The organism is Novosphingobium mangrovisedimenti, from assembly GCF_025153475.1.
Classification (GTDB): domain Bacteria; phylum Pseudomonadota; class Alphaproteobacteria; order Sphingomonadales; family Sphingomonadaceae; genus Novosphingobium; species Novosphingobium mangrovi_A.
The window spans coordinates 355,509-367,532 of sequence record NZ_JANZXA010000002.1 but is presented as its reverse complement, the minus strand read 5'-3'; the positions used below and the strand labels follow the sequence as shown (position 1 = coordinate 367,532).

The 12,024-nt window shown below is 65.8% G+C and carries 13 protein-coding genes; 4 read left to right on the top strand and 9 right to left on the bottom strand.

Going from position 1 to position 12,024, the window contains the following annotated elements; genetic code table 11:
* Positions 1 to 116: 116 nt before the first annotated feature.
* Positions 117 to 1,220, top strand: coding sequence for a GNAT family N-acetyltransferase (locus tag NZK81_RS05230; protein ID WP_260044555.1), 1,104 nt, complete (start codon positions 117 to 119; stop codon positions 1,218 to 1,220).
* On the top strand, positions 1,217 to 2,038 hold the full coding sequence (locus tag NZK81_RS05225; RefSeq protein ID WP_260044553.1) for a proline dehydrogenase family protein: 822 nt from the start codon (positions 1,217 to 1,219) through the stop codon (positions 2,036 to 2,038). Before NZK81_RS05230 ends, NZK81_RS05225 begins: the two co-directional genes overlap by 4 nt.
* A gap of 6 nt (positions 2,039 to 2,044) precedes the next feature.
* Here NZK81_RS05225 and NZK81_RS05220 read toward each other — a convergent pair whose 3' ends face one another.
* The 5 genes from NZK81_RS05220 to cobA all read right to left on the bottom strand — a co-directional run bounded on the left by NZK81_RS05220 (position 2,045) and on the right by cobA (position 6,169).
* Positions 2,045 to 2,842, bottom strand: a complete 798-nt coding sequence (locus NZK81_RS05220) for a phosphoadenylyl-sulfate reductase (protein WP_260044551.1) — start codon at positions 2,840 to 2,842, stop codon at positions 2,045 to 2,047.
* A gap of 157 nt (positions 2,843 to 2,999) precedes the next feature.
* Complete coding sequence (locus NZK81_RS05215) at positions 3,000 to 3,431, bottom strand: DUF934 domain-containing protein (RefSeq protein ID WP_260044550.1); 432 nt, start codon at positions 3,429 to 3,431, stop codon at positions 3,000 to 3,002.
* Positions 3,424 to 5,073, bottom strand: coding sequence for a nitrite/sulfite reductase (locus NZK81_RS05210; protein WP_260044548.1), 1,650 nt, complete (start codon positions 5,071 to 5,073; stop codon positions 3,424 to 3,426). The genes NZK81_RS05215 and NZK81_RS05210 overlap by 8 nt, the downstream gene beginning before the upstream one ends.
* Positions 5,073 to 5,369 carry a DUF2849 domain-containing protein gene (locus NZK81_RS05205; RefSeq protein WP_260044547.1) on the bottom strand — a complete coding sequence of 99 codons (297 nt, stop codon included), beginning with the start codon at positions 5,367 to 5,369 and terminating at the stop codon, positions 5,073 to 5,075. The genes NZK81_RS05210 and NZK81_RS05205 overlap by 1 nt, the downstream gene beginning before the upstream one ends.
* A complete protein-coding gene (gene cobA, locus NZK81_RS05200) occupies positions 5,366 to 6,169 on the bottom strand; it encodes a uroporphyrinogen-III C-methyltransferase (RefSeq protein ID WP_260044545.1) in 804 nt (267 codons plus the stop codon). Before cobA ends, NZK81_RS05205 begins: the two co-directional genes overlap by 4 nt.
* Before the next feature lie 165 nt (positions 6,170 to 6,334).
* Here cobA and NZK81_RS05195 point away from each other — a divergent pair, with 165 nt between their 5' ends.
* Both NZK81_RS05195 and NZK81_RS05190 read left to right on the top strand, forming a co-directional pair.
* Positions 6,335 to 7,015, top strand: a complete 681-nt coding sequence (locus NZK81_RS05195; RefSeq protein ID WP_260044543.1) for a helix-turn-helix domain-containing protein — start codon at positions 6,335 to 6,337, stop codon at positions 7,013 to 7,015.
* 324 nt (positions 7,016 to 7,339) lie between these two features.
* Complete coding sequence (locus NZK81_RS05190; protein WP_260044542.1) at positions 7,340 to 8,236, top strand: sensor domain-containing diguanylate cyclase; 897 nt, start codon at positions 7,340 to 7,342, stop codon at positions 8,234 to 8,236.
* A gap of 48 nt (positions 8,237 to 8,284) precedes the next feature.
* On the opposite strand, the gene NZK81_RS05185 is transcribed toward NZK81_RS05190, so the two are convergent.
* The 4 genes from NZK81_RS05185 to NZK81_RS05170 form a co-directional block, all read right to left on the bottom strand.
* The gene (locus NZK81_RS05185) at positions 8,285 to 8,695 is read right to left on the bottom strand and encodes an acyl-CoA thioesterase (RefSeq protein ID WP_260044540.1); all 411 of its coding nucleotides are present in this window, start codon (positions 8,693 to 8,695) and stop codon (positions 8,285 to 8,287) included.
* Between the two features lie 205 nt (positions 8,696 to 8,900).
* Positions 8,901 to 9,968, bottom strand: a complete 1,068-nt coding sequence (locus tag NZK81_RS05180) for a mechanosensitive ion channel family protein (RefSeq protein WP_260044538.1) — start codon at positions 9,966 to 9,968, stop codon at positions 8,901 to 8,903.
* Positions 9,965 to 11,179: a cystathionine beta-lyase gene (metC, locus tag NZK81_RS05175; RefSeq protein WP_260044536.1), complete on the bottom strand. Its 1,215-nt coding sequence runs from the start codon at positions 11,177 to 11,179 to the stop codon at positions 9,965 to 9,967. The genes NZK81_RS05180 and metC overlap by 4 nt, the downstream gene beginning before the upstream one ends.
* 28 nt (positions 11,180 to 11,207) lie before the next feature.
* Entirely contained in the window at positions 11,208 to 11,942 is a 735-nt protein-coding gene (locus tag NZK81_RS05170; protein WP_260044534.1) for a hypothetical protein, read from the bottom strand.
* Between the last annotated feature and the right edge of the window lie 82 nt (positions 11,943 to 12,024).

Genomic DNA, 12,024 nt, shown 5'->3' with positions numbered 1-12,024 from the left:
CCGCGTAACGGGCCTCTTAACCACGGATAAGCAGTTTTCGCCTAAGGAGGGTGCGAAAGAGGCGGCGATCGTGTCGCGAAAAACCGATGAGGGCCATGCGGCACGAGCAACCGCGGATGGGAATGCCGGGCGGGCAACCGGCGGGCTGCGCTTCATGGCGCCGCGCGCAAGGCCTGCCGTGCGATTCGCGCATGCGGCTGGGCTGGCGGCGCCTCGAAGCCTCCGGTAGCCTGCCGTCGCAGACATTCGCCTTCCATGCCGCACTGGCCGAAACCATGATGGCCGACCGGGTGCTCGATGTCGTCGCGGTCCTCGAAAAGGACGAGCCTGTCGCGATCCTGCCGCTTTGCCGCCGGCGTGGCTGGTTCCGCCGCTGGCACGGGGCGGGCGCCCGGCAGGTCTATGAACCGGTAGATGCGCTCTGCCGCGATGCCGGGGCCGTCGCGCGGCTGGCCGGCAAGCTCGCCCGCCTGTCGCGGCCCCTGCGGCTCGATCGCGTACCTGCCCATTCGCCGCTGATCCCCGCGCTGGCGGCGGCGATGAAGGGACGGGGCCTGATTGTCACGCGTCCGGCGCAGGCGAGCCCGACCATCGCGTTCGAAGAGGGCGAAACAGATCCGGCGCAACGTTTCAACGCGGGGCGTCGTTCTGACTTTCGCAGGGCCCGACGTCGCGCGGAGGCGTTGGGCGAGGTCTCGTTCGAAATGCATGTGCCGTCGCCCGAAACGTTCGACGGCCTGTTCGAGCAGGCCGTCGCCGTCGAGCAGCGAAGCTGGAAAGGGGAGGTCGGGACGGCGCTGGGCACCGATGCCGTCAAAGCGGCGTTCTTCCACGATTTCCTGTTGGGAGCATGCGAGGACGGGAACTGCCGGATCGCCTTCATGCGCATCGACGGCAAGGCCGTGGCGATGCATCTCGCCGTTGAGTTCCAGCAGCGCTACTGGTTGTTCAAGATCGGCTTCGATCAGGCTTTTTCCCGATGCTCTCCGGGCAATCTGCTGATGCTCCATGCGCTGGCGGATGTCATGGCGAGAGGCTTGCGAGGTGTCGAACTGCTGGGCGAGGTCGAACCCTGGATTGCCGAAGTCTGGACCCGGGAGGCGACGCCCTGCCTGCGCGTGCAGACTTATCCGTTCAACGTGCGCGGCCTTGCATCGCTAGCGGCCGAGGTCACCATTTGGGCCTGGCATCGCCTTCCCCTGCGCCGGGGCGCGAAATGAGCGTGGGGCTTTCGACCCGGCTGCGTACGGTCCTTGCGCGTACGGTGGAGGCGCTGGCGCCGGTCTCGGACGCGGCGGCGGCGGCCCGGGGCAGCCGCAGGCTCGAACGGCGGGGGATCGCCGCGACGCTCAGCTACTTCGGCGCTTGGGACGGAGTGGCGGCGGGGATCGTCGAAGCCTGCGGGGACCTTGCCGGGCAGGGACCTTCGCCGGGCACCTGCCTCGCGATCAAGGCACCGCCGCTCTATTTCGACAAGGCGAACCTGCGTGCCGTTGCCGGCCCCGCCAGCGTGGCGGGAATGACTGTCGTTTTCGATTCTCTCACGCACCAGCAGGCGGGGGAGACGCTCGACCTTGCCGAATGGATGGCGGGCGAGTTTCCGTCCGTAGGCGTGGCCCTGCCCGCGCGCTGGCGGCGCAGCGTCGCCGATGCGGCGCGGTTTCGCGACGCGCCGATGCGCATCCGGCTGATCAAGGGCGAATGGGCCGACCCCGGCGGTGATGTGCCGGACATAGCGGCTGCCTACCTCGACCTGGCCCGCACCCTGGCCGGACGCAGGGCGCCGGTGGGTGTCGCGAGTCACGATCCGGTTCTTGCCGAAGAGGCGCTGCGGATATTGCTGGCAGCGGGAACGCCGTGCGAACTGGAGCAGCTGCGTGGTCTGCCCGGCCACCGGACGCGCAAGGTCGCCAGAGCGCTGGACGTGCCGGTGCGTCTCTATTGCCCGTTCGGACCGGGCTGGTGGCCCTATGCGGCGGACAAGCTTCTGGAACGTCCCTACCTGCCGTGGTGGTGGATCAGGGACATGCTGGGATAGACGGCCTCAGAATACCGGATCGAAGCCCGGCGGCAGTTCGCTCGAACCGCCGTCGCCCTGTCCCGGCACGTGGATGCCGCATTCGGTCTTGTCCCAGCCGCGCCAGCGGCCCGAGCGGGGATCTTCGCCCGGCGCGACCTTGCTGGTGCAGGGCATGCAGCCGATCGAGGGATAGCCTTCGGCCACCAGCGGGTGGGGAGGCAGGTCGTGCTCCTCGATATAGGCGGCAAGCCGTTCGGCGGACCAGTCGATCAGCGGGTTGATCTTGAGGCGGCCCTGTTCGTCGGTCGTGTCGATCTCGAAGCGGGGCAGGGTGGCGCGGGTCGAGGCCTGGAAGGCCTTGCGCCCGGTGATCGAGGCGTCGAAGCCGAGCAGGGCCTTGGCCAGCGGCTTGACCTTGCGGATCTCGCAGCAGCCGTCCGGGTCGTAGGACCAGCGCAGGCCGGTTTCGTCCTTCTTCGCCAGTTCTCCGGGATCCGCGGCGAGGTCGCGAAGGTCCTTCAGGCCCAGGCGTTCGACGAGCTGGTCGCGGTAGGCCAGCGTTTCCGGGAAATGCTTGCCGGTTTCGAGGAACAGCACGGGCACTGTGGGATCGACCTGGCTGACGAGATGCAGCAGCACCGCGCTCTCTGCGCCGAAGCTCGACACGATGGCGACATCGCCCGCCATGCGTTCCTTGAGCATCGTCTCGAGCATTTCTGTCGTATCGGTGCCGCGGAACAGGCGGTTGAGGCGCACGGCATCGGCCTCGGCAAAGCGAGGGCCGGTGTCGATGCGGTCGCGGATGCGTGTCGCTTCGTTCATCTCGGTAATCCTTGGGTGTACCCCTCAAAAGTCGCCAACTCTTCGTCATTGCGAGCGACCACAGGTCGCGCGGCAATCCAGGTGAGGTTCACGCTCGCTCTGGATTGCTTCGTCGGCTTCGCCTCCTCGCCATGACGATGGGTTGTTGTCACGGGCTTCAGGCCGTGTGCCGCAGCGCCCAGATCGGGCGGCGGCCGTCGGCAGTCGCCTGATAGACATTGTCCCACCGGTCGAACGCGTTCTGCGCATCGACAGGGTTGAGCGGCTTGTCCGGCGCGAACGCGTCGAAGCCGCAGCGCTTGAGGTGACTCAGCATGTCGATCACCACGTCGCCCACGGCGCGGATCTCGCCGGTAAAGCCTGCCTCGCGCAGGACGCGGGCGGAGGAATAGCCGCGCCCGTCGGTCCAGGCGGGGAAATTCACCTCGATCAGGCGCAGGCGCTCCAGAAAGGGGATCAGATCGCGGGCATCGTCGCCCGGTTCGATCCGCACCGCCGTGGCATTGGTCTGCTCGGTGAAGGCGCCGACGGTGACGGCGGAATCGTTGACCGCCTCGTCGTCACGGAACCGGAACTGGACGTCAACCATAGATAGCCTCCTTGAACGGATCCATGCCGATACGGCGGTAGGTGTCGAGGAAGCGCTCCCCATCCTGCTTCTTGGACAGATAGACCTGGGTGGCCTTCTCCACGGCATCGACGATGCCGTCTTCGTCGAAGCCCGGCCCGGTGATCTTGCCGAGCGAGGTGTCCGCGCCCTCGCTCCCGCCGAGCAGGAGCTGGTAGTTCTCCACGCCCTTGCGGTCGACGCCAAGGATGCCGATGTGGCCCGCGTGGTGGTGGCCGCAGGCGTTGATGCACCCCGAGATCTTGAGCTTCAGCTCGCCGATTTCGGCCTGCTTCTCGGGCGAACCGAAACGCTGCGAGATCTTCTGCGCGACCGGGATCGAACGGGCATTGGCGAGGCTGCAATAGTCGAGGCCGGGGCAGGCGATGATGTCGCCAACGGTGTCGAGGTTGGCCGTCGACAGCGCTGCGTCGTCCAGCTTCTGCCACAGCGTGTAGAGATCGGCCTTCTTCACGTGCGGGAAGACGATGTTCTGGGCGTGGGTGACGCGCAGCTCGTCGAAGCTGTAATCCTTGGCCAGCTGCGCCATCAGCCGGATCTGGTCCGCGCTGGCATCACCCGGAATGCCGCCGACGGGCTTCAGCGAGACAGTGGCGATGACGTAGCCGGACTGCTTGTGGGCGTGCGTGTTGCGCTCCACCCACAGGCGGAAGTCGGGATCGGAAAGATCGAGATCGTCGGACAGACTGGTTTCGAAGGCCGGGTCGGCGAAATAGGGCTTGATGCGCTCCAGTTCGGCCAGCGGCGGTTCGATGCCCTGCGTAAGCAGGTGCCGGAACTCTTCCTCGACCTGGCGCACGTATTCGTCCCTGCCCAGTTCGTGAACGAGGATCTTGATGCGCGCCTTGTACTTGTTGTCGCGGCGGCCATAGCGGTTGTAGACGCGCAGGCAGGCTTCCGAATAGGTGATGAGCTGGTCCAGTGGCACGAATTCGCGGATCATCGGGCCGATCATCGGGGTGCGGCCCATGCCGCCACCGGCATAGAACTGGGCGCCGATCTCGCCTCCCCCATTTTCAGGATTCGCATTCTTCACCATCTTGATGCCGATGTCGTGCAGGCGCATCGCCGCGCGGTCGGTGTCGCTGGCGATGACCGCGATCTTGAACTTGCGCGGCAGTGTCAGGAATTCCGGGTGGAAGCTCGACCACTGGCGCAGCAGTTCGGCATAAGGGCGCGGATCGATCAGTTCGTCCGCCGCGGCGCCCGCGAACTGGTCGGAGCTGATGTTGCGGATGCAGTTGCCGCTGGTCTGGATCGCATGCATTTCCACCTTCGCCAGATCGGCGAGGATGTCGGGCGTGTCCTCCAGCTTGATCCAGTTGTACTGGATGTTCTGGCGGGTGGTGAAGTGGCCGTAGCCGCGGTCGTACTTGTCCGCGATGTCGCCCAGCACCTTCATCTGCGCCGAGTTCAGCGTGCCATAGGGCACCGCGACGCGCAGCATGTAGGCGTGCAGCTGCAGGTAGAGGCCGTTCTGCAGGCGCAGCGGGCGGAACTGTTCCTCGGTCAGGTCACCGGCGAGGCGGCGGCGGACCTGGTCGCGGAATTCCGCGACGCGCGTGTCGACCATCTGCTGGTCGTATTCATCGTACTTGTACATCAGATCACCCAGTTCACGGCTTCGGGGTCGGAGGCCTTACGCGTCAGATCGGGGCGCACGGTCGGGCCGAGCGCGCGGATGCGGTCCTTGATATGGGCGGGGCGCACGCCTTCCGCGGTCTTCTCGCCATCGATGACATAGGCGGCGAAGACGTTCTGCGCGCCTTCCTCGCGGGCGATCACGGCGGCGCCGTGCTCGCCGACGTCGGCGGCATTGTCGACGTCGAGCGACCAGCCCACGCCGGTCCACCAGATGACCGCTCCGGTCTTGAGGTCGTTGCCGGTCAGGATCTTCACTGTATTGCCTCCAGCGCGCCGGTTTCCAGCGCCATTTCGCGAATGGTGTTGTCGGGTTGTGCGGCGACATGGCCGATGACGATCAGCGCGGGGCTCTGCACCTTCTCGCCTTCGACGAGATCGGCAAGGCCGGCGAGCGGGCTGCGCAGCACGCGCATGTCGGAACGGGTCGCCTTCTCGATCACGGCGACGGGGACGTCGGGCGTCAGCCCATCGGCGATCAACTTTTCCGAAATCTGCGCTGCGGTGGCGAGGCCCATGAAGATCACCAGAGTGCGTCCCTTGCCCGCAAGACCGGACCAGTCCTGATCGGTCAGGCCTTTGCACTGGCCGGCGACGAACGAGACGATCGAGGCATGGTCGCGGTGGGTCAGCGGGATTTGCGCGGCCGCCGCGGCGCCCAGTGCCGAGGAAATGCCAGGCACGACCTCGACGGGAACGCCGGCGGCGCGACAGGCCTCGGCCTCTTCGCCGCCGCGTCCGAACACGAAGGGATCGCCGCCCTTGAGGCGCACGACATCGTGGCCGGCCAGCGCCTCGCGGACCAGCAGCGCGTTGATCGCATCCTGTTTCATCGTGTGGCGCGAGCGGCTCTTGGCGACCGAGACCATGCGCGCGCCCGGGCGCGCCATGGCGAGAATCGCGGGATCGACGAGGCCGTCGTGCACGATCAGGCCCGCGTTCATCACCAGCCGCGCCGCGCGCAGGGTAAGCAGGTCGGGATCGCCCGGGCCTGCCCCGACAAGGTGAACCGTGCCAACGGGGGCGGCACGGCCGGTAAGGTCGAGATTCGCTTTCATGCATGGGGAAATGGCTGTGAATGCCTTGCAGTGCCAACCAGAATGGCTTTGCCGGGGATAAGGGGAGCTTTAGCGCCCCGTGCGATGCGGACGGGCTTAACCGGTTCGCTAACCGAATCTTAACTCGGCGGCCTGACGATTCATGCCTCCTCAGGAGACAGAATCATGCCGATTCCGGCGCATTTCGAAGAATCCAAGGGCACCGAGGCCCAACCCCGGGCGCAGCGGCGCAGGCTGCTGCTCGAAACGCAAGGGGCACTGGAAACGGGACATGCGACGCGCGTGCTCGTGCACAACGTCTCGGAAACCGGCCTTCTGCTCGAAACGCACGAAGAACTGGAGATCGGCGAGAGCATCGATCTGCACCTTCCGGAGGCGGGTACTGTTCGCGCGCGGATCGTCTGGGCCAGCGGCCGGCTCTATGGCTGTGCATTCGATGCTCCTCTCTCGCCGGCGGCGCTCAGTGCCGCGCAACTGCGCAGTGCCGTCCAGAACGAAGCCGGGATCGGTCCCGCACCCATTCCTGCCGGGCCTGCCGCGATCGGGGGCGAAAGCCTTGGCGAGCGGCTGCATCGTCTGCGCAAGCTGCGGGGCTTTACCCAGGGCGAACTGGCCACCCGGCTCGGTGTCAGCAAGCCGACGGTCTGGGCCTGGGAACAGGGCCGGGCGCGTCCGATCGAGGATCGGCTGGAGGCCATCGCCGAAGCCCTCGAGGTGACCGTTGCCGAACTGCGCCCGAGCCGTACCGTGCCGGGGCTGCCCGATCTAATCGCGCGCTGCCGCGACCAGATCGCCGCCGTTGTCGAGACGACGCCCGACAAGATCAGGATCATGATCGAACTCTAGGCGGGACTTTGCGGACGGCTGTGCGGGGCGCTTTGCGCGGACTGTTCGTCTGACCGGAAAGGCTAAGTGGGCGTCCGCCGGAATTTCCAGCTTCCCGAATCCTGAACGAAGTGGTAAATATTTGAATAACAAAGGAAAAATAAGTTTCGTTATATAACGGGGTAACAGACATCCTTGCGGTTTGCAGTGCATGAGTTGGTGTGGGGCATTTTTCCGGCCTGCCGTCATGCGTGATGGCGCACCGGGTGTTTCAATCGGCGCGTACGGTTCGGCTTGCACCGGCTCGTGTCGATTTCTGGAGTTCGGGACGTCACCGGCATGGGCATGAATCTGACAGTTCAGGAAAGTTCGGCTCTCTACGGGCTGCTGGCGGAGAGCACGTCCGACATCATCCTCAAGTCGGATCTGGAGGGCAATGTCGTCCATGCCTCTCCGGCCTTGGAAAAGCTTGGTTTTCGCACGCCCGATGTGCTCGCCCGAACGCATCTGCTGGACTATGTCGCACCCGAGGGACGCGAGGCGGTACAGCGGGCCTACCGCGATGCCCTGGCCGGCGCCGGACCGCGGCGCTGGGTGGAGTTCCCCGCCGTCACGACCGACAATCGGCGGCGCTGGTTCGAGATCCAGACCCAGGCCCTCAAGGACGAGAGCGGCAAGACCTACGGCGGTCTCTCGATCATGCGCAGCATCGATGAGCGGCGCGAACTCGAGCAGCAGCTGTTTGCCGCGACTTATACCGACCCGCTGACCAAGCTGACCAACCGCGCGGCCTTCATCTCGATGCTCGAGCACATGATCGAGAAGGAGATGGACGGGTGCCTGGCCCTGTTCAGCATCGACTTCTTCCGCACCATAAACATGCAGTACGGCCAGCACAGGGGCGACGAGGTCCTGATCGTCTTTGCCGACCTGCTGCGCGAGATGCTGCGTTCCGAAGACATCATCTCGCGCATCGGTTCGGAGCGCTTTGCGGTTCTTCTGCCGCGCACCACGTCGGCAGAGGCGGAGGCGATCTGCAGTCGCGTGATTACCACTCTGGCCGAACTGCGCCAGAAAGTGGGCGAGAGCCGCTTCGCGATCACTGCCAGCGCCAGCGTGGCCAGCATCGGCGTCAGCCTCGATTCCACCATAGAGCGGGCCGAGATGGCGCTGTTCGTCGCCAAGGCGAAGGGGCGCAATCGGCTGGAAATGGAAAAGGCAGGGCGGCCTGTCCGGCACTGAGGGGGCGGAACGGCGGATTTCCAGCCGCTGTCTCCGAAGCGGCCGTGTCTATTCGCTCTCGTCGGTCGGGAAGAACTTCTGGATCACGTCGCGGGCAAGGCGCGCCGGGCGCATGGTCCTGGCATCTATGCAGCACCAGCTCGACTTGACTTCGGCCAGCACTTCCTCGCCGCGCCGGATCACGGTTTCGTAAAAGGCGCGCGCGCCCTGAACCTTTTCCAACAGGACCGTGGCGATCACGTCGTCTTCCAGAAAGGCAGGCTTGCGGTACGTGATCTCGTGCTTGAGCGCGACCCACAAGTGCCGGGATACCGCATCCGCCGGAGCCAGCGTGCGCCAGTGATCGAGCACGGCGGCCTGCACCCATTTCAGGTAGCTGGCATTGTTGACATGGCCCATGAAGTCGATGTCGCTGGGATCGATGCCGATGGGGAAGCGGTGGGGACTCGGGTGGTTCACGTATACGTCAATAACATCTCCAAAGCGTCCGCGGTAGCGGCTTGTGACCGGAAACCTGGCCCATCCTGACGTAAATATCCATATAGGTTAGCAAATTTGCCATCTGCTAACCTATGCGCAGGATTGGCGGTGTATCGGGTCGGTGTCGTGGCCCGGTGATTGCGTGCTTGCCCTGACGTAATCCCGCGTTCGCCGGCGGGGATCGTCAGGTCTTTCGCATCGCCTCCAGAAGCTCTCGAAAGGCCTCGTTTTCGCGCAAGTTGAGATCGCGCTGCGGGAAGGGGATTTCGATGCCGTGCTCCTGGAAAAGATACCAAAGCGCCTTGAGCACCTGCGAGCGCACATTGCCGATCCCCTCTTCCGGGTCGGAAATCCAGCAGTGGATGATGAAGTCGACCGAACTGTTGCCGTAGGCATCGAGCCAGACCGAGGGCGGCGGCGAAACGAGTATGCGTTTCACCGAGCGGGCGGCCTGCAGCATCAGTTCCTCGGCCTTCTCGATATCGGAGGAGTAGGCAATCCCCACGGGCACCTGGACGCGTACATTCTTGCTGGAATAGGACCAGTTTTCCACCTGATTGATCATCAGGTTCTCGTTGGGGATCAGGTATTCCTTCATGTCGCGGGTGGTCAGCGAGACGGCGCGGATGCCGATGCGCCGGATCTGGCCGAAGGTGGAATTGCCTGCCTGGTCGGTGATGGCGATGACGTCGCCCGGTTTGATCGACCGGTCCATCAGCAGGATGATGCCGGCGAACAGGTTGCCGAAGGTCTTCTGCAGGCCGAAGCCGATGGCAAGGCCGAATGCGCCCGAAAACACCGTAAGCGCCGTGAGGTCTATGCCCAGCATGTCGACGCCGACGAGAATCGCCATGGCCCAGATTACCAGGCTGACCATTTTCTCGATTAGCAGGCGCTGCGTCATGTCCAGCCGGGTCGCGCGCGTGATCAGCCGGTGAGTCAGCTTGCTGGCGCCCCAGGCTATCGAGCCGACGAGCATCAGCACCAGCATGACCACGGTCATGTCCCATACCGAAATGCGCGTGCTGCCGATCTGCACAGCCAGATGGTCGAGCGTGTCGATCACGTTGCCGATCACCCCGCTCTTGGCGGCGACCGCGTTCTTGAGGCCCTCGGCGCCGGCGACGGGTTGGTCCAGAGCCCGGGTGGGAACGGAAAGCGGGGCGGGCACCAGCACTCCGGCATCGGCCGCGCCGCTGGCATCGCCCGTGGGCACTGCGGCGGCGGCCAGAGCGGAGAGCGCGGCGATCATCCCGCGTTCCAGGCCGCGAGCGCCTGCTCGATATCGGCGATCAGGTCGTCTGCGTCTTCGAGGCCGATCGCCAGTCGCACGCCGAACCGGCTCTCGTCGGTGGATGGTTCGGGAGGCCAGGCCATGCAACTGCGGTAGGTCGCGGGATCGATCGGCAGCGCCAGACTTTCGTAGCCGCCCCAGGAAAAGCCGATGCCGAACAGCTCGAGCGCATCGACGAACCGGTTGCGCGCCGCCGCGTCGCCGCCCTTGAAGACGAAGCTGAACAGCCCGCAGCCGCCGGTGAAATCGCGTTGCCACAGCCCGTGGCCGGGCGAGCCGGGCAGCATCGGGCAGAGCACTTGTGCCACTTCCCCCCGTTGCGAGAGCCACTGGGCGATTTTCAGCGCGCTCTCGGTTTCCTGTTTCAGGCGCAGGTGCAGGGTCCTGAGGCCGCGAAGCGCCAGCGCGGCGTCATCGGGCGAGACCACGGTGCCGAGCTGCTGCGCGCGCTGACGCAGCCGGGTGTAGAATTCCGCGCCGGCGCTGGCGCTTCCCATCATCAGGTCCGAATGGCCGCCGACATGCTTGGTAAGCGCCATCAGGGTGATGTCGATGCCCTTTTCGAGCGCGTGAAAACCCAGCGGCCCTGCCCAGGTGTTGTCGAGAACGGAGATCGCGCCCCGGGCGCGGGCGATGCGGGCAAGCTCGGGCAGGTCGCAGACTTCCATGGAAAGGCTGCCGGGCGCTTCGAGCAGCACGGCGCGGGTGCGCTCGCAGAACAGGGCTTCGTAACCGGAAATGTCGAGCGGGTCGAAGAAGCGCGGCTCGATGCCGAAGTCGCTGAGCAGGCCCCTCCCCATGGTGCGGGTGGGGTCATAGGCATTGTCGCTGATCAGCACGACGTCGCCGGGCCGCAGCACCGTGAGCAGGACGCCGGCGATGGCGGCCACGCCAGAGGGATAGAGCACGGTGCCCGCCGCGCCCGGTTCGAGCTGGGTCAGCGCGTCGCTCAGCGCCCATTGCGTGGGGGCTCCGCGGCGGCCGTAGAAGAAGTGTCCATCCTCGTTGCGGCGGGGGCCCTCGGCCAGTGCGGCCGTGCTTTCGTAGAGATGGGTGCTGGCGCGCCAGATCGGCGGATTGACGACCGGACCGGTCCATTCCTTGCGTCGGCCGGCACCCACGACCAGGGTTCCCGGTGCCACGTCTTCCAGCTTGCTTGTATCGCTCAAGGTGTTCTCCGCTATCGCGCGAAGAAGCCTAGCCCGCCGCGCGGGCGTGGTCGAGGGGCAAGAGCACAGTGCGGCGCGCGGCCTCGATCTCGCGCGCGGAAAGTTCTGTGAACTCCCGTGGCCCCGTATCGAGCCGCAGGGACGACAGCGCAGGGCCGGAGCCGGGGATGCCGACCGTGAAGACACAGCCCAGTTCCAGATGGGGCAGGTCGGGCCGGGCGTCGCCGAGCAGGGCCAGTCGCACCAGCGGCACCATGAAGGCGGCTCCGCCCCGCTGCACGGGACGGATCACGCTCAGGGGCAGTTGCAGTTCGCCTTTCACCTCCAGCACCTGTCCCGGCGTCATTCGGGCAAAGGTTTGCACCGTTCCCAGAGCCTCGGGCGGCGGCGCGAGCTGCATGGCCTGGGGCAACGATCCGTGCGCCGAGATCATGTCCGCCAGCAGCTTGCCTGGAGGAAGTTCGGTTTGCGCGGTCAGGCGCAGATGAAACTGCAGCGTCGCGTAGACGAGCGAAAGGCGCATGGCGGCCGGTTCGAATTCCAGATCGCACCCGGCCCGATGGGACGGGGCTGCGGGCGCCGGTGCGACAGGTCTTGGCGGGATCGACGGCGTCACGGATTGGACTTCCTCGTCGCCCGCAGGGTTGCGGCGACGGCGCAGCAACAGGAAGCCCGGGACCAGTGCTGCCAACGCGGCGGGTATGCCCCACCACCAGACGGGCCAGCGCGAGTCGCTGCCTGCCACCGGAGGCACAGGTTCCACGACGGCCTCCGCTTCAGCGGGCCGAGGCGTCACAACTGGTGTGGGCGCTTCCTGCATATCGGGCGAGGGCCGGCGGGAGGGG